14 protein-coding genes are annotated in these 26,917 nt (G+C 70.3%); 5 read left to right on the top strand and 9 right to left on the bottom strand.

All coding sequences use genetic code 11. The annotated features are described in order from the left end of the window. The first annotated feature begins 263 nt into the window (after positions 1-263). Positions 264-1,862 (top strand): TROVE domain-containing protein, encoded by a 1,599-nt coding sequence (locus FB475_RS36125; RefSeq protein ID WP_141862928.1) that lies wholly within the window; start codon positions 264-266, stop codon positions 1,860-1,862. A gap of 95 nt (positions 1,863-1,957) precedes the next feature. Here the strand turns inward: FB475_RS36125 and FB475_RS36130 are convergent, their stop codons facing one another. After that, positions 1,958-2,692, bottom strand: coding sequence for a DUF899 domain-containing protein (locus FB475_RS36130; protein WP_141862930.1), 735 nt, complete (start codon positions 2,690-2,692; stop codon positions 1,958-1,960). Positions 2,693-2,812: 120 nt separating this feature from the next. Here FB475_RS36130 and FB475_RS36135 point away from each other — a divergent pair, with 120 nt between their 5' ends. After that, a complete protein-coding gene (locus FB475_RS36135; RefSeq protein ID WP_141862932.1) occupies positions 2,813-3,958 on the top strand; it encodes an alpha/beta hydrolase in 1,146 nt (381 codons plus the stop codon). Here the strand turns inward: FB475_RS36135 and FB475_RS36140 are convergent. Continuing rightward, complete coding sequence (locus tag FB475_RS36140; protein WP_141862934.1) at positions 3,955-4,440, bottom strand: GNAT family N-acetyltransferase; 486 nt, start codon at positions 4,438-4,440, stop codon at positions 3,955-3,957. The two genes, FB475_RS36135 and FB475_RS36140, sit on opposite strands and share 4 nt — an antisense overlap. Before the next feature lie 52 nt (positions 4,441-4,492). Here FB475_RS36140 and FB475_RS36145 point away from each other — a divergent pair, with 52 nt between their 5' ends. Beyond that, positions 4,493-5,053, top strand: coding sequence for a TetR/AcrR family transcriptional regulator (locus tag FB475_RS36145; RefSeq protein ID WP_141862936.1), 561 nt, complete (start codon positions 4,493-4,495; stop codon positions 5,051-5,053). On the opposite strand, the gene FB475_RS36150 is transcribed toward FB475_RS36145, so the two are convergent. The 5 genes from FB475_RS36150 to FB475_RS36170 all read right to left on the bottom strand — a co-directional run bounded on the left by FB475_RS36150 (position 5,036) and on the right by FB475_RS36170 (position 11,373). Next, positions 5,036-6,487, bottom strand: a complete 1,452-nt coding sequence (locus FB475_RS36150; RefSeq protein ID WP_141862939.1) for an RNB domain-containing ribonuclease — start codon at positions 6,485-6,487, stop codon at positions 5,036-5,038. The genes FB475_RS36145 and FB475_RS36150 overlap by 18 nt on opposite strands. A 16-nt stretch (positions 6,488-6,503) precedes the next feature. After that, positions 6,504-7,628, bottom strand: coding sequence for a bifunctional RNase H/acid phosphatase (locus FB475_RS36155; RefSeq protein WP_141862941.1), 1,125 nt, complete (start codon positions 7,626-7,628; stop codon positions 6,504-6,506). Next, positions 7,625-8,383: a zinc ribbon domain-containing protein gene (locus FB475_RS36160; protein WP_141862943.1), complete on the bottom strand. Its 759-nt coding sequence runs from the start codon at positions 8,381-8,383 to the stop codon at positions 7,625-7,627. Before FB475_RS36160 ends, FB475_RS36155 begins: the two co-directional genes overlap by 4 nt. A 10-nt stretch (positions 8,384-8,393) precedes the next feature. Beyond that, entirely contained in the window at positions 8,394-9,521 is a 1,128-nt protein-coding gene (locus FB475_RS36165) for a Nif3-like dinuclear metal center hexameric protein (protein WP_141862946.1), read from the bottom strand. A gap of 214 nt (positions 9,522-9,735) precedes the next feature. After that, positions 9,736-11,373, bottom strand: coding sequence for a glycoside hydrolase family 13 protein (locus FB475_RS36170; RefSeq protein ID WP_185759589.1), 1,638 nt, complete (start codon positions 11,371-11,373; stop codon positions 9,736-9,738). A gap of 108 nt (positions 11,374-11,481) precedes the next feature. Between FB475_RS36170 and FB475_RS36175 the strand changes: the two genes are divergently transcribed. Next, a complete protein-coding gene (locus FB475_RS36175; RefSeq protein WP_141862950.1) occupies positions 11,482-12,687 on the top strand; it encodes an ROK family transcriptional regulator in 1,206 nt (401 codons plus the stop codon). 13 nt (positions 12,688-12,700) lie between these two features. On the opposite strand, the gene nagZ is transcribed toward FB475_RS36175, so the two are convergent. After that, positions 12,701-14,179 (bottom strand): beta-N-acetylhexosaminidase, encoded by a 1,479-nt coding sequence (gene nagZ / locus FB475_RS36180; protein ID WP_141862952.1) that lies wholly within the window; start codon positions 14,177-14,179, stop codon positions 12,701-12,703. Positions 14,180-14,404: 225 nt separating this feature from the next. Between nagZ and FB475_RS36185 the strand changes: the two genes are divergently transcribed. Continuing rightward, positions 14,405-15,355 (top strand): ROK family protein, encoded by a 951-nt coding sequence (locus FB475_RS36185; RefSeq protein WP_141862954.1) that lies wholly within the window; start codon positions 14,405-14,407, stop codon positions 15,353-15,355. A 423-nt stretch (positions 15,356-15,778) separates the two neighbouring features. Here FB475_RS36185 and FB475_RS36190 read toward each other — a convergent pair whose 3' ends face one another. Continuing rightward, a complete protein-coding gene (locus tag FB475_RS36190; RefSeq protein ID WP_141862956.1) occupies positions 15,779-26,848 on the bottom strand; it encodes a non-ribosomal peptide synthetase/type I polyketide synthase in 11,070 nt (3,689 codons plus the stop codon). Between the last annotated feature and the right edge of the window lie 69 nt (positions 26,849-26,917).

Raw genomic sequence — 26,917 nt, forward strand, 5'->3', positions numbered from 1 at the left:
CTAGATAGTTGCCCTCCGCCACCATTGCGAAACCCCATAATTACGTGGCGATCCCGGGCAGTGCAGTCGTACCGTTGGGACAGAAGACAAGCCCAGGCGGGCCGGAGCTGGTCGGTTACCACTCTTGATGGGAATGTTGCGGGTTCGAGTCCCGCCATCGGTTCGCCGATGTAGCTCAACTGGCTAGAGCATCTTCCGGTCGGCGTACCACGTCCGCCTGGGCTTGTCTTCGTCATGCCCGAAATCGATGGGGGAGAAAGGACATGTCCACAGACCCGCTGGCTCAGATCAGCACCCGGCAGACCCGCCAGGGCGAGCAGGCCGACCCGCGGCAGCAGCTGAACCGTGCCGGTGGGTACGCGTTCGGACAGGACGACTTCGCGCGCCTGCACCGGTTCCTGACCCTCGGCACCACCGGCGGAACGTACTACACGTCCGCGCGTGAGCTGTCCCAGGAGAACGCTGCCCTGGTGATCGACCTCGCGCGCACGCAGGCCACCGCGGTGGTGGCGGCGGTGCTGGACATCTCCCTCTCCGGTCGTGTGCCGAAGCAGAACCAGGCCCTGTTCGCGCTCGCGGCCGCCGCGAAGCTCGGTGACGAGGAAGGGCGTCGCGCCGCGCTGGCCGCCGTACCGCTCGTTGCGCGCACCGGCACGCACCTGTTCACGTTCGCCGGCTACCTCGAGCAGTTCGGTGGCTGGGGTCGCGGTACGCGTCGCGCGATCGGCAACTGGTACGTCGAACCCGCCGTCGACGCGCTCGCGTACCAGGTGCTCAAGTACCGCCGGCGCAACGGTTGGTCGCACGCGGACCTGCTCCGCCTGGCGCACCCGAAGACGACAGAGCCGGTACGGCGTGAGCTCTTCGACTGGATCCACGGCCGCCCGGACGACCTGTCCGCGCTCCCGCTGATCGCCGCGTTCGAGCGGATCCAGGCCGCGACCGACGTGACCGAGGCTGCCGACGTGATCGCGCTCAACCGGGCCCTGTCCTGGGAGATGATCCCCGACCGGTTCCTGAACGAGCCGCAGATCTGGGAAGCCCTGCTCGCGAACGGTCTCCCGCAGACCGCGCTGCTGCGACAGCTCCCCCGCCTGACCCGGCTGGGGCTGCTCGAGCCGCTCGGATCGTGGGCGCGGATCGTCGCCGACCAGCTCACCGATCGCGCCCGACTGCGGAAGGCGCGGGTGCATCCGGTCGACGTACTCGTTGCCCAGCGCACCTATTCGGCCGGTCACGGTACGCGTGGCGTCCGGACCTGGTCGCCGTCGCGGCCGATCGTGGATGCGCTCGACGCCGCGTTCTACCAGGCGTACGACGCGGTCGAGCCGACCGGGAAGCGGACGCTGCTCGCGCTCGACGTGTCCGGGTCGATGGGCTCGCCGGTGTCGGGTCTGCCGATCACGTGCCGCGAAGCTTCGACGGCGCTCGCGCTGGTCACGGCCGCAACCGAGTCGTCGTACGAGATCGTTGGTTTCACCAGCAAGCGGATGTTCCGCGACACCGAGCTCACGCGGCTCTCGATCAGTCCACGGCAGCGGCTGGACGACGCGATCCGCACGGTGTCGGAGCTGCCTTTCGGGGCGACCGACTGCGCACTGCCGATGCTGTACGCGATCCGGCGGAAGCTCGCGATCGACACGTTCGTCATCTACACCGACAACGAGACGTGGTACGGCGACATCCATCCGCACCAGGCACTACGGCAGTACCGGCAGACGTCGGGGATCGACGCCCGGCTGGTCGTGGTCGCGATGACCGCGAGCGGGCGGACGATCGCGGACCCGTCCGATCCGGGGATGCTGGACGTGTCGGGCTTCGACAGCGCCGTACCTGGCCTGATCAGCGACTTCTCGCGCTGAACAGGCGGACCGCGGCGGGCGCGCCACCCAGCGCGCCCGCCCGCCCCTCACCCGAGGCCCGTCGCGGACAGCGCCACGGGCGAGGACTGGGAAGATCAGTGGCAGTGTTCGTCGTGTGACGGAGGGACTGCCCGGCCGGCTGGCTTTTCCCAGGGTTCTTGCCGGCCGAGGGCGGTCAGGTCGAGGGCGTTGGTGGAGAACGTCATCGCGTCGGGGCCGCGGCCGTACATCGAGTAGGTGTGGTAGACCTGCTCGTCGACGCGGAGGAAGCAGCTCAGGCCGTGGAGGTCGAAGGGCTGCTCCTGCTGGATGAAGTCGGCGTTCGGCCGCTTGTCCCACTCCGCCTTCGAGCGGTAGTTGTACTCGAACGGTACGACGGACTCGTCCAGCGTCACGTGGTAGTCGTAGTTGAAGTCCGTCCCGGCCGACGAGTACCACGGGTGCTGCCAGCCCCGCTCGGCCTTGTAGGCGGCGAGCTTCTCGTACGGGCCACGCGAGATCAGCACGAACGTCGTGTCGGTCTCGTCCAGCCCGCGCCGCGACCCGATGTCGTCGACGAACCAGGTGCAGTTCGGGCAGGCCGCGTCCCACTCCGGCGGGTACATGATGTGGTAGACGACCAACTGGTGCCGCCCCTCGAACAGGTCGGCCAGCTTCACCGGCCCGTCCGCGCCGGTGAACACGTACGGCTTGTCCACGAGCACCATCGGCAACTCCCGCCGCCGCGTGTTCAACGCGTCCCGCTGCTTCGTGAACTCCTTCTCCGCCGCGAGCAACTCGAACCGCGCCGCCCGCCACTCGTCCCGCGAAACAACCTCCGGCAAACTCATCCCGAACCTCCTTCGAACCCGACAGTTGTACCCGGGACGTCGGAGCCGCCGGTCTCAGTTCGACATCGACCGCTGGAGTTTCTGCATCGGACGGCCCAGCAGGGGTGAGAAGCTTGGGGTATGCGGAGGCGGGTGCGTACTGGGGTCGTGATCCTGCTGCTGATCGTGTTGCTGGCCGGGGCCGGGTACGTCGGCTCGGTGCTCGTGCAGCGGTCGGAGCCGGTGGCGCTTCCGGAGACGACCGGTGGGTTCCAGGTCGGGCGGCGTACGTTCGAGTGGACCGACGCGCCGCGCCGCGATCCGTACGCGAACGGTCCGCGCCGGCTCGCCGTCTGGCTCTGGTATCCGGTGGCGAAAACGACCACCGGCCAGCACGTCCAGTACACACCGGGCGACTGGAACGGCCTGCACCTCAAGGCCCCGATCTCGATCTTCCAAGGTCCGTTCGACACACTGCAGGACCGCGCCCTCGACCGGGTCGCGATCGCGCCGGGCAAGTTCCCGGTCGTCGTACTGATGCCGGGGATGGGCCTGTCCGCGCCGATGTACGCCGCTCTCGCCGAGGACCTGGCCAGCCACGGATACCTGGTCGCCGGTGTCACGCCGACGTACAGTGCGAACCTCACCGTGCTCGGCGGTCAGGTCGTGACCAGCAAACCCGAGGCGAACCCGTCGAACCTCGGCGACAGCAGCGAGAGCTCGCAGCAGGTCGGCGATCACCTCGTCGGTGTCTGGGCCGCCGACGCCCGGTTCGCCGCCGGTATGGTCGCCAAGGTGCTCCCGAACTCGGTGGAGCCCGCGGTCGGTGCGGCGTACGTCGGCCACTCGTTCGGCGGCGCCGCGTCGCTGGAGGCCTGCCGGCTCGACGCACGGTGCGCGGGGGCCGTCGACCTGGACGGCAGCCAGTTCGGCGACGTGGTGAAGAAGGGCGTGACGGCGCCGATCATGCTGCTCGGCGCCGACGACTCCTGTATCACCGGCGTCTGCGGCCCGGACGCCAAGAACGACACCGACCGCGACCGCGCCATCTCGTTGCTCAAGGCAAGCACCGGTACGTCGTGGTGCGCCACGATCCCCGGCACCCGGCACTTCAACTTCACCGACTACGGCGTGTACTACCTCGCCTACCCGCTCCGGAAGTTCCTGCCGCTCGGCAGCGTCGACCCGCGGCACGCCCTGACCGTCACCAGCGGCTACCTGAACACCTTCCTCTCGCACGCGATCTACAAGACCGCGGCCCCCGGCGCGCCGCTCTGCAAACGCTAGAGGTCGAGCTCGTACGTCTGCCCCGTCAACCGGTCGCCCCACAGTTCGTGTACTTCGGAACCGGTCAGCCGGAAGCCCCGGGACAGGTAGATGTGCCGCGCGGCGACGAGCGGATCGTTCGTCCACAGCACCATCCGCTTGTACCCGGCCGACCGCGCGAACTCCAGACACGTGTCGACCAACTCGGCGCCGAGCTTCAATCCGCGCGCCGCCGGCGTGACGAGCAGCAGCCGTAGCTGCGCGGTCGTCTCGTCCGGACCGCGTACGCAGAAGATGCTCCCGGCCCGTTCCCCGTCGACCTCGGCGATCCACGCGCATTCGCGTTCGTCGTCGTGGTCGGTCGCGTACTGCGCCACGATCTGCGCGATCAACGTTTCGTACTGCGCGGCCCAGCCGTACTCCTGCGCATAGATCTCCGCGTGCGACTGGACCACCCAGCCGAGATCCCCAGGCTTCCCCAGCTTCCTGATCAGTTTCGTCATCAACCCTACCCGATCTACTGACACGAGTGTTTCAGTAAGCAATACTAGACCCGTGCCGACCACAAAGGAAGCTCCGTCAGCGCGGCAGCAAGAACTGCTGGAGCGCGCCTACTCCTATTCGCTCACCCACGGGCTGGCCGACCTGTCGCTGCGCCCGCTGGCGAGCGCGATCGGCTCCAGCCCGCGGGTGCTGCTGTTCCTGTTCGGCAGCAAGGACGGCCTGATCCGGGCACTGCTCGCCCGCGGCCGCGCCGACCAGCTCGAACTCCTCCGCCAGACCGAGCAGCGGTACGACGCCCCGCCCGGCCTGACCGTGATCGCCCGCGAACTGTGGACCTGGCTGGCCGCACCGGAGCGCCGGCCGCTGATGACGTTCTGGGTCGAGGCGTACGGCCGTTCGCTGGTCGCGCCGGAAGGACCGTGGGCGGACTTCGCCCGGTCGACGGTCGACGACTGGCTCGAACTGCTGGCGGCGAGCGAGCCTGGGCAGACCGCCGCCCGGCGTACCGCCGTACTCGCGATCCTCCGTGGCGCGCTGATCGACCTACTCGCGACGGGCGACCTGGAGAGGACGACCGCCGCGGTCGAGGACTACCTAGCCGGCATGCACTAGTTCGAAGGCGACGGTGCGCTTGGCGATGTCGGCCTCGACGAGTTTGACGCGGACCTGGCGGCCGAGCGGCAGCGCCGTACCGGTGACGCGGCCTTCGATCGCGAGCTTGGTGAGCGCGACGATGCCGCGGTTGTTCTCCTTCTGGTCGACGTCGGTGATGACGCCGTCGAAGACGTCGCCGACCTGGTCCGCGACCAGGCCTGCCTCGACCATGCTGACGATCGACCGCTCGTACGCGTGCGCGCGTCGGTCCGCCTCGTCCATGATCTTCGGGATCTCGTCCATCGACTCGCGGACCCAGGCCGGTACCTCGACGCCGGCGGACAGCGCGATACAGATCTCCCCCGCCCAGCGGTCCACCAGCCGCCGCAGCGGCGCGGTGACGTGCGCGTACTCCGCCTTCATCGCGGCGTGCTGCGGCTTGTCCGGGACCGTGCCGTTGAAGGCGGTGTAGCCGGCGCCGCGGAACAGCACCGTGCAGGCCGCGAGCATCGCCGCGTGCGCGGGCACCTTCGGGTCGAGCCCGTGGATGAACTCGGCGTACGACAGGTCGGCCGGCCAGTCGATCCGCAGTGCCTTCGCGGTGTTGCCGAGCTTGCGGCGCAGGTCGTCGTGTGACTCGGGCAGCGTGCGCAGGATGCCGATCTTTCCCTTCATCATCAGCTGCGCGGCGGCCATCCCGGTGAGCAGCGAGATCTGTGCGTTCCAGCCCTCGACCGGCAGCGGTGCGCGGAACTCGAGGCCCCAGCCGCCGTCGGAGGTGACGACCTCCTGGTCCGGGATCGGCAGGTTCACGCCGCCGCGGTCGAGTTCGCGCTGCTCTCGGAGCTGCCCGACTTCGCGCAGCAGCTGCAGCGAGGCGGACGCCGTACCCGCGTCGAGGTCCTTCTGTACGCCGGCGTAATTCAGCTTTGCGCGCGACTTGACCAATGCTCGTTGGCAGGTGACGCCGGTGATCTCGCCGGTCGCGTCGAGCGTCACCGTCCACAGCAGCGCGGGACGGACCTGGTCGGGCAGCAGCGAGGCGGCTCCCTCGGACAGCTCCGGCGGGTGCAGCGGGGTGCGCTTGTCCGGCGCGTACAACGTTTCGCCGCGGCGTCGCGCCTCGGTGTCGATCGGGTCGCCGTACTGCACGTACGCCGCTACGTCGGCGATCGCGTAGTACACCGTGAAGCCTTCGCTGTTACCGCTACTGCTCCGCTCGATGTGCAGCGCCTGGTCGAGGTCCATCGAGTCGGGTGGATCGATCGTCACGAACTCGATGTCGGTCCGATCCAGCTCCGGCAGCCGCGCATTCTGGGCAGCCTGCACCGCCGCGGCGGTCACCTCGGCCGGAAACTCCGCGGGCACCTCCTGCTCCCGGCGGATGTCCTGCAACGACGCCCGGAAAACCTCCGGCACATCCTCAGCGAAACGAACCCTCTGCAGCGGCATGGGGTCAGACTAGGGCCTAGAGCGGCGGTTCAACATTGAAGGACCGCAAGGAGGCCAGGCCGTCGGCGTACCAGTGGGCTTCGGTGATGGTGGCCGGGCGGAGTTCCATCCGGAAGATGGCGGACATGGGGGCCTGGAGCACCGATCGGACCATCAGTTTGATCGGGGTGACATGGGTGACCACGACGATCGTCTTGCCTGGGTAGCGCGCGAGCAGCCCGTCGCGTGCCAACCGGGCCCGCCGCGCGCACGCGTCGAACGACTCGCCGCCGGGCGGCGCCACCGTCGTCGACTCCAGCCAGGCGTTCAGCGCGTCCGGCCACTTCTCCTGCACCTCGCCGAACGTGTGCCCGTCCCAGTCCCCGAACGAGCACTCCACCCAGCCGTCGTCCACGACCGCACTCAGCCCGAGCCGCTCGGCAACCACGGACGCCGTCTCGCGCGTCCGCCGCATCGGCGACGTCACCACCGCGTCGACCCCACCGATCCGAGCGAGGTACTCGGCTGCCGCAACCGCCTGGAGGCGGCCGGTCTCACTCAGCGCCGGGTCGTCCCCGCCCGAACCGGAGAACCGCTTCTCGACGGTGTGCGGAGTCTCGCCGTGCCGCAGGAAGATCAACTGCGTCGGCGGCTCCGCCTGCGCACCCCAACCACGCATCGCCTTCTGCTGATCCGTCGGCTGCGCGACCGGCTGCACCGCGGGCACCTGCGCATCGGCCGGCTGCATCGGGATCGGTACGCCGTCGAGCGCGTTGTTCGCGAGGGCGTCCGCCGCGGCGTTCTGCGCGCGCGGCACCCACGTCCACTCGGTCCCGAACGGCGCCAGGCCCTGCGCCTTGATCGCCAGCGGCTGCAGGTCCGGGTGCTTGATCTTCCAGCGGCCGGCCATCTGCTCGATGACCAGCTTGGAGTCCATCCGTACTTCGATCGACGCGTCCGGCGCGTACTCCGCGGCGAGCTCCAGGCCCGCGATCAGCCCGGAGTACTCCGCGACGTTGTTGGTCGCGATCCCGATCGTCTTGCCCTGCTGGACGATGACCTTGCCGGACACCGGGTCCCGGACGAGCGCACCGTACGACGCCGGGCCCGGGTTCCCCCGCGATCCACCGTCAGCCTCGACGATGACGTGCGAGTAACTCATACCGCGCTGTCCGCCGTCCGGACGAGGATGCGGCCGCACTCCTCGCACCGCAGTACGGCATCGGGGGCGGCGGCCTTGATCGCGTTCAGATCGGACGGTGCGAGCTCCATCCGGCAGCCCATACAGCGCTTGCCGACCAGCGGCGCGGCGCCGATGCCACCGTTGTGCTCACGTAGTCGCTGGTACTGCGTGATCAGGCCCTCGGGCAGCTCGGCCGCGACCGCGGCGCGCTTGTCGGCGAGCCCGGCGCGCTGCTCGTCCAGCTCCTTGACCGCTGCGTCGCGGGACGTCTCCAGCTCGGCCTGCCGGCCGGCGAACGCCTCGGCGCGCGAGCGAAGCTCGGCCTGCACGACCTCGGCGGCCTCGAGCTTCTCCATCACCTCGAGCTCGGCGTCCTCCAGGTCGGAGATCCGCCGCTCCAGCGAGCCGATCTCGTGCTGCAGGTTCTCCAGGTCGCGCGGCGAGGTGACCTGACCGGAGTCGAGCCGCTGCTGGTTGCGGGCCCGGCGCTGCCGGACCTGCTCGACATCGGTGTCGGCCTTCTTTTGTTCACGCTGCAGGTCGCTGACCTCGGTGTCGGCGGTGACGAGCTCGCGGTCGACCACGGACTTCTCGGCGGCCAGTTCCTTGAGCGCCTGGTGCTCCGGCAGCGACGCGCGCTTGTGCGCGACCTGATCGAGCTGCAGGTCGAGATCCTGCAGGTCCAGCAGCCGGCGTTGGACGGCGGGCTCGGCGTTCAGAGTCGGCTCCTTCACTCAGGTTCACTCAGATCCGCAGCGTCCAGGCGTCCGTGCAGAGGGTTGAGATGTGAGTGTCCACGGTACTGCCTCGGGCCGCGAGACCTTCGAGCAGGAGGCGCTCGGCGTCCACGAGCCACGGCCACTCGCTGGCCCAGTGCGCGACGTCGACGAGCGCGGGTTCGCCGTACGCCTGCGCCTCGGTCGCGGGGTGGTGCCGCAGGTCGGCGGTCAGGTACGCGTCGACACCGGCGGCACGAACCCGGGCGAACTCGGAATCGCCCGCTCCGCCGACCACCGCGACGGTCCCGATCATCCGGTCCGGGTCGCCGGCGACCCGCACACCGTGCTCGGTCCGCGGCAGGCTCTGCGCGACCAGCCGCGCGAACTCGGCCAGCGGCAACGGCTCCTCGAGTACGCCGACCCGCCCGCCGCCCCGCTCACTCGGCAACGCCGCCAGTTCGTAGATGTCGTACGCCGGTTCCTCGTACGAATGGGCCGCGACCAGCGCCTCGACGACCGCGCGCCGCCTGCTCCGCGGCAGGATCATCTCGATCCGGTTCTCCGCTACGACCTCGACGTCGCCGACCGTCCCGATCGTCGGGTTCGCGCCGGCCAGCGGGCGGAACGTACCCTCGCCGGTCCCGCTCCACGCCGCCCGTTCGTAGTCGCCGATCCGGCCGGCGCCGGCCTTCGCGAGCGCGTCGAGCATCGCTTGCGTCTCGGCGACCGGTACGAACACGACGACCTTGTCCATCGGCTCGGCCGGCATCGCCTTCAACGGCCGCGTGTCCCGCAGCCCGATCGCCGCGGCGAGGGCGTCGCTCACACCTGGGTTCGCGTTGTCGGCGTTCGTGTGACAGACATGTAAAGCGACACCTGCGCGAATCAGGTCCGTGATCACGCGACCCTTGGGCGTCGTCGCGGCGACGCTGTTCACGCCGCGGAGCAACAGCGGGTGGTGCGTGACGAGCAGGTCGAAGCCGCCGTCGATCGCCTCGTCCACCACGGGCCGCATCGGATCGACGGCGAACAGCACCCGCCGTACCTCTTGGTCGGGGTCACCGGTGACCAGACCGACTGCGTCCCAGTCCTCCGCCCAGGCCGGATCGTAGAGCCGATCGAGTACTGCAAGCACGTCCGCTAGCGTCGTCACGCGCTTATCCTGACATTCCCCTGTGATCGCATGGATCGTGACGGGGGCAACCGCCCGGTGCCCCCGCCACGACCATGTCCGCCGGTACCGGTGATCGCGTGCCGGTGCGGCCGCCCCGCCGCAGCCGGCACAACACCCGCACCGGCGGGTACGCCCCGGTCACACAGGGGGAGGACCGTCTCGGGACGGCCGACCGGGGCGCGTTCTGGGGTCCCTAGATCAACCAGGCCGTGGTGTCGCTCGGGAGTTTGTCGCCTTCCAGAGGGCCGCTGGACAGGACGACCGCGGCGTCGGGCAGCTCGATCGGGGCCGCGCCGAAGTTCGTCACGGACTGCCAGCCGCCGGACCGGACGAAGTGCAGGACGTCGTCGGTGCCGTCGATCCAGATCAGCTCGCTGCCGGTGCGGAGCCCACGCCGTACCGCGAGGGCCTTGCGGTACAGGCTGAGCGTCGAGTCGGCGTCGTCCTGCTGCGCCTCGACGGAGTACGCCCCGAACCACTTCGGCTGCAGCAGGTGCGAGCCGCCGGTGCCGAAGCCGAACGACAGACCGGTGATCGTCCACGGGATCGGCACCCGGCAGCCGTCACGGCCCTTCTCGGCACCCTTGGACCGGAAGTACGCCGGGTCCTGCAGATTCGCGGCCGGCAGTTCCCCGACCTCCTGCAGACCGAGCTCCTCACCCTGGTACAGGTACGCCGAGCCGGGCAGCGCGAGCATCAACAGCGTCGCGGCGCGGGCCCGGCGCAGGCCGAGCGCGACGTCGACGGTCGGCTCGGTGCCGTTGCTGAGCAGCCAGTCCTTGCCGTCCTGCCAGCCGCCCTTCGGGTTCTTCGGCAGGCCGTACCGGGTGGCGTGCCGGACCACGTCGTGGTTCGAGAACACCCAGGTCGACGACGACCCGTTCTGCTCGGCGAAGGCGAGGTTCTCCTCGATCACCTTGCGGAACTTCTCGTACTCGAAGTCGGCCTGCAGCAGGTCGAAGTTGAACGCCTGGCCGAGCCCGTCGGCACTCGCGTACCGGTGCCGGCGGGCGGCGGGTACGAACGCCTCGGCGACCGCGGACCGCGGCGGGTCGTAGGTGTTCAGCAGCTTGCGCCAGTCCTTGTAGATCTCGTGCACGCCGTCCTGGTCCCACAACGGGTGCTTGCCGTACGACTCGGACTGCCGGGGCAGCGTGGCCTTCGACGGGAACGGCTCGGACAAATCCTTCACCAGCGCGTGCGCGACGTCGACGCGGAAGCCGTCCACACCCCGGTCCGACCAGAACTTCAGCGTCTCCAGGAAGTCCGCGCGGACCTCGGGGTGCTCCCAGTTCAGGTCGGGCTGCTCGGCCGCGAACATGTGCAGGTACCACTGGCCGTCGTCGGTCTGCGCCCACGCGGACCCGCCGAACACCGAGTCCCAGTCCGACGGCGGCTGGTCGGGAGCGCCGTCGGGACCGTCGCGGAAGATGTACCGGTCCCGGGCCGGGTGGCCCTTGGCCGCCTCCAGCGCCTCGACGAACCACTCGTGCCGGTCGGAGGTGTGGTTCGGGACGATGTCGACGATCAGCTTGATGCCCTCGGCGTGCAGCGCTTCGACCAACTGGTCGAAGTCGGCCAGGGTGCCGAGCCGCGGGTCGACGTTGCGGTAGTCGTCGACGTCGTACCCGCCGTCGGCCAGCGCGGACGGGTAGAACGGGCTGAGCCAGACCGCGTCGATCCCCAGCGACACCAGGTACGGGACGCGGCTGATGATGCCCGGCAGGTCACCGACGCCGTCGCCGTTGGAGTCGGCGAAGCTGCGCGGATAGATCTGGTAGACGACGGCCTGCCGCCACCAGTCGGGGTCGGTCGTCTGCGGACTCGTCACGATTGCCTCACTCGGAATCTGCCGGTAACCCGGGGTTTATATATAGGCTCTAAATTTAGAATCTGCATGTATTCTGCGGTGGAACAACGAACAGGTCAAGGGGCTTTCATGGCGAAACCACCGGCTACCCCGCCAACGGCGACGCCGACGATGCTGCGCCGGGTGAACGCGGGCAAGGTTCTCGGCGTGCTGACCCGCGCCCGGGTGATGACCGGCACCGGCCTGATCGAGGCCACCGGTCTCACCCGCGCTACGGTGCACGCGGTCTGCAACGACCTGATCTCGATGGGCTGGGTGGTCGAGCTCGACCCGGGACGGACCTCGGTCGGGCGGCCGTCGCGGCGGTTCGAGTTCAACAGCCACGCCGGGTACGTGCTCGGTATCGACATCGGCGCGGCGCGGACGACCGTGCTGGTCTCGGACCTGCGCGGCGACACCGTCGCCAAGGTCGGACGGTCGGTGGCCGGCGTGAAGACGCCCGGCGAGCGGACCGAGCTCGTGCACGAGACCGTCGTCGAGGCGCTGGCGTCAGCGGGGGTGTCGGACGCCCAGGTGCTAGCGGCCGGGGTCGGCGTCGCGGCGCCGGTCGACCGGGAAGGCAACCTGCTCGTCGACGACGAGTTCTGGCGCCGCTTCGACAGCGGCCTGTCCTCGCGGCTCACCGAACTGCACGGCTGGCCGGTGCTGCTCGAGAACGACGCGAACCTGGCGACGCTCGGCGAGCACTGGCGTGGCGAGGCGCGCAACGTCGACGACCTGGTCGTGCTGCTCGCCGGTGAACGGTTCGGTTCGGGGTTGATGGACTCCGGCCGGCTGCTGCACGGCAGCCGCGGCGGGGCCGGAGAAATGGTGTTCCTGAAGCTCATCGAGGGCGTTGGCAACACCCACGGTATTGCCCGGATCGCGCGCGAGAAGGGCGCGGCGGCGGTCGCGGACGACGCCGTGGAGACGTCACTGCGGGAGCTGGCGACCGACGGCGAGGTGACCGCCGAGCAGGTCTTCCGGGCCGCGGCCGACGGCGACAAGGTTGCCCAGAGCATCCTTCACGACATCGCCGACCGGACCGCCCGGGTGATCGCCACGCTCGGCACCGTGTTCAACCCCGAACTGGTCGTGATCGGCGGTGCCGTCGCGCAGGCGGCCGCCGCCCTGCTCCCCGACCTGGAGGAACAACTCCCCCGCTACACCAGCACACCGCTCCGCGTCGCCGTCTCCTCGCTGGGCGACGCGATCGTCTCGGTCGGCGCCGTCCGGCACGCGCTGAACTACGTCGAACTGCACGCCCTGGACCTGGAACTCAGCTGCCGCCCGTGAGGCGCGCGACGCCCTACCGCGTCAGCTCGCGCGCGATCGCCTCGAGGACGACGACATTGCGCCCCGAGGTGGTGGCGGATGCGACGCCCACGGGGACCAGCGCCTGGTCCTCGGGGATGCCGGTGCAGAGCACGAAGACGTTGTCCGGGTGACGTTCGACCAGGTGGTTCAGCGCCGCGCGCATCCACGGCGTACGGCCTGCGTCCTGTACGGCGATCACCAGCGGTCGGCCCTGCGCCGCCTTCGCAGCCTGGGCGATCGCGTCGTCCTGCGGCTCGCCGTTGTCGGTGAGGTGGTGTTCGCCGCGCAGTACGACACCCTCGGCCTGGGGCGCGACCCGCGTGAAGATCTCCGGAAGCCCTGAGAAATAAGGGTTCCACGCCGGGTGCAGTCCCTGCGTCAGATCCACGACGTACGGCGCGAGGCCGAGCGCGGGGAACGTCTGCCTGGCCACCACCCGCGCAGCGACCTCGCGGATCGGTGCACCGTCGAGACCCGGCTGCCGGGTGCGCTGCCCGAGCGAGTCGGCGAGCGTACGGACGCGGGCCGCGGCGTCGGCGACCCGCTCGGCCGGGAGGGTTCCGTTCCGGACGGCGTCGACCACTCGGGCGGTCAGCACCTGCGGGTCCGCCGTACCGACCGCGATCATGGCGAGGTCCGCGCCGGCGCCGATCGACGCGACCGCGGCGTCCTCGATCGAGCGGCCCTTGGTGATCGCCTGCATTTCCAGCGCGTCGGTCGTGATGACGCCGGTGAAGCCCAGCTCCTCGCGCAGCAGCCCGGTCAGGATCCGGTGCGAGAGCGTGGCGGGCTTGTCGTCGTACGCCGAGAAGACGATGTGCGCGCTCATCACGACGTCGGCGCCCGCGGCGATGGTCGCGCGGAACGGTGCCAGCTCGACCGCCTGGACCTCGTCGATCGAGCGGTCGACCCGCGGCAGGTCGGTGTGCGAGTCGACGGAGACGTCGCCGTGGCCCGGGAAGTGCTTCGGGCAGGCGGCGATCCCCGCGTCGTGGACACCTTCGACGAACGCGACACCGTGCCGGGAGACGACGTCCGGCGTCCGCCCGAACGAGCGGGTGGAGATGATCGGGTTCGCCGGGTTGCTGTTCACGTCGACCGACGGCGCGAGCATCAGGTCGATCCCGAGTGCGGCCAGCGTGGCGGCGGCGTCCCGGGCGGCGGCACGGGTCAGCTCGACGTCGTCCAGGTCGCCGAGCAGCCGCGGTGACGCCAGCGGCCACGGGTTCGCCGGGGCGAGGTGGCTGAACTCCCCGCCCTCGTGGTCGATGGCCACGATCAACTCCGGGCGCTCGGCGCGCAGCGCGGCGGTCAGCGCGGCGACCTGCTCGGCGTCGGCGACGTTGCGGGTGAACAGGATGACGGCACCGAGTCCGCCGGCCACCGCCCGGCGCAGGTCGTCCGGAGCCGTCGTCCCGGTGAAGCCGACGACCAGCGATCCGGCCGCGTCACGATCCAGTTGAGCACTCATCCCCCCACCCTCTCGCAGCCCGGGCGGCCCGCGCCAGCCAATCACGCAGTGCTGATCGGTATCGGCCTTGACAGGCCCTGAGGGGCATCGTTGTCAAGCGTTGTCACCACCGTTAACGGCCGTCTTCCTGCGGGTTTTCCGTGATTACCTCGAATCACCCCTGTCTGTTCGACCCGACTACAGATAACGTTGTCTCTCGACCTGACCGCCCTGACCGGGGGGACGATGAGCGACGACACCGTAGCGGGCACAGCTGTGACGCGGGAGTCCGTGCTGGGAATCGACATCGGCGGCACCAAGATGGCCGCCGCTTTGGTGTCCGCGGACGGCACGATTCTCACCGGCGACCGGATCCCGACCCCACCCGGCGGCGCTGACCAGGTGTTCGCCGCGCTCGGTGAGCTGATCGGCCGGGTCCGCGGGCAGGCGCCCGAATTCACCCCGCTCGCGGTCGGCATCGGCTCGGCCGGCCCGCTCGACCAGAAGCACGGCCTGGTGTCGCCGGTGAACATCCCCGGCTGGCGCAACTTTCCACTGGTCGACCAGGTCCGCGCACTGACCGGCGACGTGCCCGTCGCACTGGGGCTGGACGGGCACTGTTTCGCGCTCGGTGAGTTCTGGAACGGTGCGGGCCGGGGTACGCAGACGCTGCTGGGCATCGTGGTGTCGACCGGCGTCGGTGGCGGTCTGGTGGTCGACGGCAAGCCGCTGGTCGGGCAGTCCGGCAACGCGGCCCACATCGGTCACGCGGTCGTGGACCAGGACGGCGAGGCGTGCGCCTGCGGGTCGTACGGGTGCGTCGAGGCCTACGCGAGCGGTCCGCGGATGGTCGCCCGGGCGCAGCGCAGCGGCTGGCGGACGGGCGAGGACGTGGATGCCGCCGTACTGGCCGCCGACGCCGCGGCCGGGGACGAGCTCGCGCTGGCTGCGTTCGACGACGGCGCGCAGGCGCTGGCCGCAGGGATCGTGGCGACAGCCGTGACCGTCGACCTGACCACAGTGGTCATCGGCGGTGGTGTCGCGAAGGCGGGGCCGGTGCTGTTCGATCCGGTGCAGGCGTGGGTCAAGCGGCTGGCGCAACTGCCGTTCGTGACGGACCTGAGCGTCGTACCGGCTCAGCTCGACAACGCCGGGCTGCTCGGCGCGGCGCACCAGGCGTGGGCTGCGCTCGCCTGATCTGCACACTTCCGGTCGCGCGGTAACCCTTCTCCCGCGCACCTTTGCGCAATTTTTACGAATCTCCCGAATCCGTGTAACGACCGCCCTACCCGCAGCGATTCAAGGGATGGATGGGGTGGGGGCACCGTCATCCACGACCGGTCGAGGGGGCTCGGGCCGGACGGTACAACGGCAGATCGAGGGGGGCTCGGATCTACCGGAACACGCGAGCGGCGGGTGAGGAGACTCCCCGCCGCAAACGTGTGCAGCACCGGTCGGGAACCAGCGTGCCTTCGGCAACGTCCGACCGTTTCGCACGCGATCGATCCGGGGAGGGACGGAATCGACCGCGGGTTCTGCACCGTGAACGGTGAACGATGGCAGCAGGAGGGGGTTGCCATCGGCCTGACCCCCGTCCACGGTGCAGAACTGATGCCTTGGTTACGGCCTGAGCCACTCGGGTTCGGGGAGGCGGGCGCGGTCCAGGCGGCCGTTGTCGTCTAGCGGGAGTTCCTCGATCGGGATCAGATCCGCCGGGACCAGGTAGATCGGCAGCTCCTTGCCCAGGTCAAGCATCAGCCGGGCCAGTACGGCGGGGTCGCTGTCCTCGAGGACGACGTACCCGATCAGGCAGGTGTCGCCGGCCGGATCCGTCTGAGCGACCACGACCGCGTCGACCACGCCCGGCTGGTCCGCGAGTACGTGTTCGGTCTCGCCCGGCTCGACGCGATGGCCGCGGATCTTCACCTGGTCGTCGGCGCGGCCCAGGTACTCCAGGGTGCCGTCGACGCGCCACCGGCCGAGGTCGCGGCTGCGGTACAGCCGCGCGCCCGGGTGCGCCGGATCGCCGACGAACGCGCGCTCGGTGTCCTCCGGCCGGCCTAGGTAGCCCTGCGCGACCGCGGCGCCACCGAGGTGGATCTCGCCGACCGCGCCGACCGGTACCGGACGCAGCGCGGCGTCGAGCAGCCGTACGGCGACGCCCTCGATCGGCCGCCCGATCGACGGCCGGTCCTCGGCCGGGTCGACCTCGTGGATCGTGGTCACGATCGACGCCTCGGTCGGCCCGTACTCGTTGAACAGCCGGCACCGCGGATGCGCCTCGAGGAACTCTCGCACCTTGTGCGTCAGCACCATCGCCTCACCACCCGCGACGATCTCCCGCAGCGCGGGCAGCTCGGGTAGCCGGCGCATCGTCGCCAGCAGCGCGGTCAGCGGGCTGAACGCCATGAACAGCCTTTGTACGCCGTGATCGCGCAACGCTGCGACAACCGCGTCCGGGTCGTACCGATCGTCCTCGCCGATCAGTACCAGCGCCGCACCCGAGGCCAGCGTCGTGAACATCTCCTGCACGTGGACGTCGAACCCGAACGAGGTCCACTGGAGCGTCCTGAGCGGCCGCCGCGTGCGCAGGTAGTGCCGGACCAGGTTGACCGGGCCGCGGTGCGGGACCAGGACGCCCTTCGGGTTGCCGGACGAGCCGGACGTGTAGATGCAGTACGCGACATCGTCCGCCGCGGCCCGCGCCGGAGGGGCCTGCCGCGCTCGTGCGTCGGCCGCCGCGACCGGTACCAGCCGTAGGCCGAGCCGGTCCGCGAGCGCCGCGTCGTCACCGACGAGCGTGCCGGCGGCCGCGTCGCGGACCATGAACGCCCAGCGGGATTCGGGGACGCCGGGGTCGAGCGGGAGGTAGGCAGCGCCGGACTTCAGCACCGCCAGGACGGCGACGACCATTTCGGTGCCGCGGGCAACACGGACCGCGACGATCTCGCCGGGCTTCACGCCGAGGTCGACGAGCTGCCAGGCGACGGCGTTCGCGCGGCGGTCGAGTTCGGCGTACGTCAGCTCGCGATCGCCTTGTATCACAGCGATTGCGTCCGGAGTACGGGCGACCTGCTGCTCGAACAGGGTGTGCAGGCCGCTGAGTTCACCGGCGACGACGGCGTCGCGGCGTACTCCGCCGATCGGGCCGGACTCGGATTCGAGTTGGCGGAGCAGCTCCAGGTCGGACTCGATCGGAGCGACGAGCTCGGGCAGCCGGAGCCGCGGGCTGGTCGTTGCTCTGCGCAACAGTTCGGCGAGGTAGTCGAGGAGGCGTTCGACGCTCCGCTGCTCGAACAGGCCGGTCCGGTAGTCCGCCGTACAGGTGATGCCGGCGCCGTGGTGGGTGAGCCGGAACCTGAGGTCGACCGACGGCGGCAGCTCGTCGGCGCCGTCCTCGAACTCGACCAGGATCTGGAACAACGGATCGCGTTCGAAGAAGCCGAGGTCGGCGCCGGCGTGTTCGAGCGCGGCGGTCGTGATGTCGCGGATCCGCTCGGTCAACTCGCCCAGCTCGGGCTCACCGGACAGGTCGATGCGCAGCGGGAGCGCCGGCAGCGGGTCGGTCGAGGTGTCGCCCTGCGGTCGCGTCAACGCCGAACCGATCGTGACATCGTCCTGCGCGGCGAACCGCCCGAGAACGGTCGCGGTGGCGGCGAGCATGGTCATTACCGGACTGAGCTTGCGCTCCCGGCTGTATGCGAAGACGGCGTCGCTGAGCTCACCGTCCAGCTCCCGCTTGACCGACGCCACCCCGTCGTCCCCCGCACCCCGCACCCGATCCCCCGGCAAAACCAACGGCTCACCCCCGGCCAACACCTGCTCCCAATACGCCAGATCCCGCCGCATATCACCGCCCCCCGCAGGAACCACCGGCACGCCATCCCAAGCCCCGGCCACCCCACCGCTGACAGCCCCACCGCTGACAGCCCCACCGTCGATCGCTGCACCGTCGGCCGCTGCACCGTCTGTCGCCGCACCGTCTGTCGCCGCACCGTCTGTCGCCGCCCCGTCTGTCGCCACAACCTCGATCGCCTGTCGCCCGGCATCCGAAGCACCCTCCGCGTCGGGAGCAGGCTCGTTGGACGCCTGTGTGTCCTCGGGTTCGGGCGTGGGGTGGACCTGGCGAGCGGGGTGTTCATCGGCGGGTTCGGCGAGGAGGGCGAGTTGTTCGCGCATCAGCTGGGTGACGCCCTCGACCAACTGACCGGCTACGCGCAGCTGCTGGGACATCAGCGCAGCCATCCCGTTGCCGGGGAGCTCCGCCGCACTGGTCGCGGCCGCGGCTTCGTCAACCTTTGCCGCCAACTCCGCAAGCCCCGACCCAAGCATCGCCAACGCCGCCCGCGGATCCCGCGCCCCATCCCGCGACGGTGCATCCAGCGACGGTGCGGCCAGCGACGACTCAACCTGCGTCGGCTCAGCCTCATCGCTCTCGTGCGACAGGTCTTCCTCGGCCCGCAGCTCGTCCGCGGACGGCTCTTCCACCGGCTCGTCTGGTTCAGCTGTTTGGACGGCGACTGCGGTCGCCAGCTTGTGTGGTGTCGTGTACGTCAGGAAAAGATCATCCGGCGCCAACCCCGCCCCGAACCGGCTGTTGAGTTCGTCGAGCACCGGCGCCATCGACGCCGGCGTCGCGCCGAGTTCCGCGAACGTGTGGTCCACGGTCAGGTCGTACGGATCGAGGTTGTGCACCTCGCACGTCAGATCGAGTACGACGTTCAGAGACTCGCGGTACCGCTCCGCCGACATCTCGTTGCCCGCCAGCGAACCGGCCTGCGCCAGGTAGTCCGCATCGATCGCATGCGTCTCGGCCGGCAACGCGAACGCGTCCGGCTCGTCCCGCTCCGCCTCGGCCCGGTCCTCCTCGACCGGCTCCGGCGTCACCGGCGGATCGAGCGGGATCCGCTTCACCGCGGCACTCGACGGCGGCTCGAACACCACCGACTGCGCCCGCGCGGCCCGTTCGAACGCGTTCAGCCGCGGCGCAACGTTGTCCCCGGCAACCGCCGTACCAGGACCGGCGACCACCATCACCGAAGGATCGACCGGGTGATCCACCCGGCGGAACGGGTACGTCGGCAACGGCACCCGACCACTGTCGGCGTACACCTTCGCCCACGCGATCTCGGTGCCCTGCTCGTACAGCTCGGCGAGCCCGTTCATCGTCGCGAGGACCGGATCCTGCCCGAGGCGCTGCGCCGGGATCCACGTGCTGTTCGGCGCGATCCGGCGACCGGCGGGGCTGAGTACGGCGTCCGGCCCGAGCTCGAGGAACCGCCGGCACCCGGCCGCGGTCACCGCCTCGACCGCGTCCCCGAACAGCACCGGCTGCCGCAACTGACCGACCAGGTAGTCGCTGTCGAGGACAGTCCCCGACTCGAGCAGATCACCCGACCAGCTCGATACCATCGGCGTCCGCAGCGGCTTCAGCGTGATCTCCCGAACGATCTCCGCAAAGTCCGACAGTATTGGATCGACCAACGAACTGTGGAACGCCCGGTCCACGTCCAGTCGTTGCCACGCCACCTGCAACTGATCGAGCTGCGCCGCCAGCTGCCCGACGATCACCTCGGACCCGGTCAGTACGAACGACTGCGGACCGTTGCCCGCAGCAACCTCCACGCCGGCGGTCCGCGCGATCTCCCGGACCCGGTCGGCATCGGCGCGGACGGCAACCATCGCGCCCGGCACGGTCCCCCGCTGCATGAGTTCGCCGCGCTTGGCGGTCAGCCGTACGCCGTCCGCGACCGACAACGCGCCCGCGACACAGAGAGCGGCGTACTCGCCGACGCTGTGCCCGACAACCAGCCCGGGCTGTACCCCGAACGACTGCCACAGCCGCGCCAACGCGACCTCGAACGCGAACAACGCCGGTTGCGCCGTCTCGGTCGGCCACACGCCTTCCGCACCGCCGGCCGGGGTGAGGAGCAGCTCGTTCAAGCTGCCGCCGGTCTCCTCGTGGTACACGCGGTCGCACTCGTCGAGCACCGACCGGAACACCGGGAACCGCGCCGCCAGCCCGGCAGCCATTCCGCGGCGCGCGGCACCTTGCCCGGTGAACGCGTACCCGAGCGGCCCCGGTCCACCCCGCGGTACCTCGGTCGGCTGCGCGGATCCGAGCGCGGTGACCAGGTCCTGCTCGGAGGTACCCGCGACCGCGATCCGGTACCGGTGCGCGGGCCGGCCGAGCGCCGCCGTACCGGCAAGGTCGATCAGGCGATGGCCGGTGCCGTGACCGAGGTCGGAGCGGTACAGCTCGACCAGGTCGGCGAGCGCGTCCGGGTCCGGCGCGGACAGCGGCAGTACGACCGGACCGTCGTCGCCGCGGCGGATCTGGCGCGGCGCCTCCTCGAGGATCACGTGCGCGTTGGTGCCGCTCGGGTCCAGCGCGCTGACGCCGGCGCGCAGCGTCGTAGCGCCGGACTGCAGCGGTACGGTCCACTCGCGCGCGTCGGTACCGATCACGAACGGGCTGTCGTCGAGCTCGAGATCCGGGTTCGGCTTGGTGTAGTTGATGGTCGGGACGAGCGTGCGGTGCTGCAGCATCAGGATCGTCTTGATCAGGCCGGCCATCCCGGCGGCGCTGTCCAGGTGGCCGATGTTCGGCTTCACCGAGCCGAGCGTGCAGAACCCGACCTTGTCGGTGTGCCGGCGCAACGCGGTCGTCAGCGCCTTCACCTCGGCGGCGTCCGCGGCCGGGCTGCCGATCCCGTTCGCCTCGATGTAGCTCAACGAGTCCGCGTCGAACCCTGCCCGCTGCAGCGCCCGCTCGACCAGCTCGACCTGGTTCCCGTCGGCGTTGCTCACCGCGGTGCCGCGGATCACGGCGTACACGGTGTCCCCGTCGGCGATGGCCTGGTCGAGGCGCTTCAGCAGTACGGCGGCGACACCGTTTCCGCCGACGGTGCCGTCCGCATCCGCGGCGAACGCCCTTACGTGACCGGTGGGCGACAGGATCGAATCCGGCGTCGGCTGGTAGGTCGTTGCCTGCGGCACCTGTACGGCGGCGGCACCGGCGAGCGCGAGATCCGCGTCACCGGACCGCAGCGCCTGGCAGGCGAGGTGCACCGCGACGAGCGAGGACGACGACGCCGACTGGACGCCGATCGCCGGACCGGTCAGCCCGAGCCGGTACGCGACCCGGGTGGCGATCGAGTCGCGGGACTGGTGCTGCCGGTTGTACAGGTTCATGCCGGAACCGGCGAAGACGCCGACGCGGGCCGACGTACCGGCGTACCCGCCGTGCTCCAACGCCTGATGACAAACCTCGAGGAACAACCGCTGCGCCGGCTCCATCAACTCGGCTTCGCGATCACTCAACCCGAAGAACTTCGCGTCGAATGCCTCCACGTGCTCCAACGCACCCGAGACCGCTACCGCGCCGTCGCCGCTCTCCGTCCGCCCGCGCCGAACACTCTCCACACCCCCCACCAGGTTCTCCCAGAACCCTTCCAGCGTCTCCGCCCCCGGAAACCGCCCCGCCACCCCCACCACAGCCACCGGCTCCACAACCCGAGCCGCCCCATCCCCACCACGCCCAGCCCCGACCTGCTCAACCCCCGCGGCCCGGGCAGCGACCGCCAAACCATCATCCTCAGGAGCGTCAGCGTCCTCGACGACACCCACGCCGCCAGACACGTCCACCCCGCCAGACACGTCCATGCCGCCAACGGCAGTCGCGCCATCGGACCCCTCCGCACCGTCGACAACGGACGCGCCATCGGACCCCTCCGCACCGTCGACAACGGCCGCATCACCGGAACCTTCCGCATCGGCGCCAACGGCCGGGACATCCGCTCCATCGGCAACGTCCACGTCGCCGTCGACATCCGCAGCTGCATCTTCAGAATCAACTGCAACTGCCGACGCCGCGACCGCAACGTCTGCCCCACCGGCGGACTCCACAACCTCGACGCCGCCGGCATCCTCAATCGCACCGGCCCCGTCGACGACGACCGTGCGCACATCCCCATCATCGGCACCGTCAACGACCGTTCGCGCATCCCCATCATCGGCAGCGTCGACACCCGCGGCAGCGTTCGCATCCCCGCTCGCATCGACCACATCGCGAACCTCTACGTCGGCAACGTCCTCCCCCACGCCCGCCGACTCACCGCCCCGCACCAGAGGCAACTCCGCCGCCACAGAGACGTCATCGACAGACACGTCGGTAGAACCCGCCTCGCCCGTCACCTCGCGTACGCCGTGGCCCGCCTCGGCCGTCATCTCGTCTACGACGCCGTGATCCGCATCGCCTGCGACCGAACGTACGGCGTCACCACACGCGTCGGCCGTCGTCTCATGTACGACGCCGTGGCCCGCCTCGGCCGTCATCTCGTCTACGATGCCGTCGCCCGCATCGGCTGCGGCCCCACGTACGGCGTCACCACCCCCGTCGGCCGTCTTCTCAGGTACGGCGCTGTGGCCCGCCTCGCCCGTCATCTCGTCTACGACGCCGTCGCCCGCATCAGCTGCGGCCCCACGTACCGCGTCACCACCCGAGTCCGCCGTCTTCTCAGGTACGGCGCTGTGGCCCGCCTCGGCCGTCAACTCGTCTACGACGCCGTGGCCCACATCGCCCGCGGCCCCGGGTACGGCGTCACCACCCGCGTCGGCCGTCGCGCCCTGAACAGCAGTCGACCCGTCCTCGCCGACCTCGCGCTCGTCCGCGGCAACACCGGTCACGCCCTGGCTGGAGGCGAAGTCGCCCTCGGCAACCGCCGCCTCCTCGGAAGCAGCCTGCTCCTCGGAGGCAGCCTCCCCCGCTCCTTCGCCTGCCACGCCCTCGACAGCACCCGACGCGTCCTCGTGAACGACCGCCTCGCGCTCAGCGGAAGCGTTCTCCGCGTCCACACCGCTCATCCGCTGACCCGAGGCCAAGTTGCCGTCAGCAACAACTGTCTCGGGCTCGCCAGCAGCCTCCTCGGCGGCCGGGTCGGTCGCGTGTTGACTCGAGGTTAAGTTGCCGTCAGCAACAGCCGCCTCAGGCTCGCCTGCAGCCTCCTCCTCGGAGACGCCACTCACCCGTTGGCTCGAGCTCAAGTCGCCGTCAGCAACAACCACCTCAGGCTCGCCTGCAGGGTGCTCCGCGGCGAGGGCGGTCGCGCTTTGGGTGGCGACAGCGTCGTCCTCCTCCGGAGGCGTCTCGGGCTCGGAAGCAGTCGCGTCATTCTCTTCAACAGTTACGCGTTCGGCAGCAGTCGAGGCGTCCTCGGCAACGGCTACCTCGCGCTCGGCTGCAGCCTCTCCTGGGGCGACGGCCGCGGATTCGGTGGCGGTTGAGTCGACCTCCTCGGTGGCAGTTGAGTCATCCTCGTCGGCGGCGGTTGGGGCGGCCTCAGCGGCCGCGGCTTCACCCCCGGGGGCATCGGCTTCCAGCTCTTCGACGGTTGCACGTTCGGCGGAAGACAACTCATCCCCGTCAGCGGCCACCTGGTGCTCGGCGGCAGACGACTCATCCCCGTCAGCGGCCACCTGGTGCTCGGCGTCGGACTTCGTGTCGGTGGGCTCGTCGGCGGTTGTAGGCGTTTCGTCTTCCGTCAGCGTGGCGTCGGCGTCGCCAGGTGCCGCGATGTGTTCTTCGGCGGGTTCGTCCGGCTGGGTGATGGTGGCTTCGTACTCGCTGGTGATCGAGTCGTGCCCGTTCGCGACTGCTTCGTCGTCAGTCGAGTCGGCTGCTGCGTACGGTTCGGCGCTGAGCTCGTCGGCGTTGGTGCGCTCGTCTGACTCCTCCGACGTGTTCTCCAGCCCGCCGGCGTAGTCCGTTTCGGCCGTCTCCGACTGCTCATCGGTCGAGTCCGATGCGTCCGCCGGTTCTTCGTCGAAGCCGACGTTCAGATCCTCCGACGTCGCTCCATGCACTGCGGCCTGAATCTGCTCGGCAGTCTCGCCGTCGTCCGCCCCGCTCGGATCTCCCGCGTTCGCTTCCCCGGTAGCTCCGTTGCGACCGTTCGATTCCACAGCATCCACAGACCGGTCCGTCGTACCCGCGTCCGTCGCACCAGCGTCGGTCGCACCAGCGTCCGCCGTACCCGCGTCGCTTGTACCAGCGTCCGCCGTACCCACGTCCGCCGTAGCCACGTCCGCCGTAGCCGCGTGCGCCGTAGCCGCGTGCGCCGTACCCACGCCGCTCATACCTGCGTCCGCCGTACCTGCCTCTGCCGTACCTGCGTCCGTCGTACCGTCCGCCGTACCCACGTCCGTCGTACCGGCTGCGTCGGTTGGCTTGAGTACGTCGGTGCGGTCGGCCCGCGTCTCACCGTCGGCGGTGGTCGCCTCGGCCGGTGCGCTGGCCTCGGCCGGTGCGCTGGCCTCGGCCGGTGCGCTGGCGTCGTCGAGTGCGGTCGCGTCGTTGGTGCGGGCTGTCTTGGCGTCACCTGGGTCGGTGGGGGCGGGTTCGCGGATGGGCGCGGCTTCGGTTGAGTTCGCGGTGGGGGCGGGGGTGTTGTCTGTGATGCGGGTTAGTTCGGTGGTTGCGGGCTCGTCGTCGGTGAGGGACGCGGCTGCGGGTGGGTTGGCGGCGGGGTCGGCGGGGCCTGTGAGGGGGGCGGGGCCGTACGGAGATGCGGGTGCGGCGGGCTCGGGAGATGGCTCCAGCTCCACGGACACGTTGTCCTGCGGACGCTCCACGGACACGTTGTCCTGCGGGAGTTCCGCGGGCTGGGTCGTCTGCGGATGCGAGGGCTCCGGCGGGACGGGCGCCGGGGGGACGGCGGGGGTGCGGGGGGTGCCTAGGGTGGGGCGTTCGGGGGGTGTGGGGATGGATTGTTGCAGTTCGCGTTTCCAGGCGAGGTGGACGACCGGGAGTTCGGTAGTGCGCTCGGAGGGGTCCTCGTCGGCGTACGGGGTGGTTTCGGGAGTGGTCGACGGGCCTTGGCCTTCGGGGCCGGAGGATTGGGTGGCGCCGGCGGGTTCTACGTGGGGGTGCGACGTGGAGTCGAGGGTGCCGTCGATCCAGCGTTGTTTGAGCAGTGGGCGGAGGATCTTGCCGCCGGGGGTGGTCGGGAAGTCGCGGCGTGGGACGCCGACGACCTGAGCGGTCAGGCCCAGGCGGGTCTGGATGAGGCTGCGGATCGCCTGATCCATTCCGGGGACCGAGTCCGGCGTCAGCGCGTAGAAGACGACCAGCCGATCGGTGCCGGTTTCCTCGTCGGCGATGCCGCAGGCGGCGACCAGGCCGGGCTCCGCGCCGACGACCGTCGCGGCGACAGACTCGATGTCGTGGGCGTAGTGGAGCTTCCCGGACATGATGATGCGTTCGCTGTCCCGGCCGGTGATGACGACCTGGCCGCCGGTGATGAAGCCCTGGTCGCCGGTCGCGAGCCACTTGCGGGCCGGCCAGGCGCCGACCGGGAACGCGAGCCGGTCCGCCTCGAGGTTCCCGAGGTACCCGGGCGTCACCCGCGCGGACGCGACCTGCAGCTGACCGATCCGGCCCTCGGGCAGTACGGCGCCGTTGGGCGCGACGATGCGTACCGTCGCACCAGGCGCCGGTGCGCCCACAGATACCAGCGAGAGCACACCCGGCGCCTCGACCCGCGGGGCGCCGGGCCGCGCGACCGCGACCTTGCCGGAGGACGGGCGCTGGTCGACCCACTCGACGACGCCGGTCGGCGGGATCCGCACGCGATGCACGTTCGGAGTCAGCCCGGGCCGTGCGAACGTGATCCCGGTGACCGTCTCGGTCATCCCCCAGGCCGCGACGAAGGTCTCCGGTACGACGCCGAACCGGTTCGTCACGCGGAGGAAGTCCGACATCACCGGCACCGTGATCTGCTCACCGCCGCTGACCAGGCTGCGCAGCGCGGACAGGTCCCAGTGCCGGTCGGGCTCCCCCGCGACGGCCGCGGTCGCGAGCCGGTACCCGAAGTTCGGCGACCAGGAGTGGTTGACCCGGTGCTGCTCCATCAGGTCGAACCATCGCCGCGGGTTGGCGAGTACCCAGTCGGTGTTGACGTGGATGTTCGTGCAGCCGGTGAACACAGGCAGCAGGTGGTACAGCAGGAACGCCCCGCTGCGGTCCAGCGGCAGCCAGTTCAGCGTGGTCTGGCCAGGGCGGACCGGGAGCATGGCCGGCGTACCGGCGGCGAACTCCACCAGCCCGCGGTGCGTGAGCTGCACGATCTTCGGCGTACCGGTCGAGCCGGAGGACAGCATCAGTACGGCGACGTCGTCCGCGGCCGGGCGGTGGAAGTCGGAGGTCGGTTCGTGGCCGGCCAGCGCGTCCGGGTCCAGCACCGGCAGGCCGAGGTCGTTCGGCAGGTCGGACGGACGGCCGATCAGCACCGTCCAGCCGAGCAGGTCGGTGATCCGGCGGAGCCGCTCGCGGCCCTCCTCGGTCCGGTCGCCGCCCGGGTTCGGGGCGACCAGCAGCGGGCGGATGCCGCCGAGCGTGCAGGCCCAGAACGCGGCGAAGAACCCGACCGGCTCGGTGCAGTGCACGACCGCGGGATCACCGGCCCGTACGCCGTTCGCGCGCAGACCGGCCAGGATTCGCGCCGCGAGCTCGAGCAGGGTCGGGAAGTCGAGCTTGGTCTCACGGCCGTCCGGACCGATCTCGACAACGCCGGCACCGGCGAAGTCACGCGCGGCACGCAGCAGCGCGCTCGGCAGGTCGCGCGGGTACCCGGCGGGAATCATCAATGCCGGCCCGGTGGAGATCGCCGGCCGGTCCGCACCACTTCTCACGCCGATGCCACCACCAGCGGGGCCTCGCCAGCGGGTACGCCGGGACGCGGGAAGACGCCGGTCTGTTGG

Origin of the sequence: Kribbella jejuensis, assembly GCF_006715085.1 — a bacterium.
Classification (GTDB): Bacteria; Actinomycetota; Actinomycetes; order Propionibacteriales; family Kribbellaceae; genus Kribbella; species Kribbella jejuensis.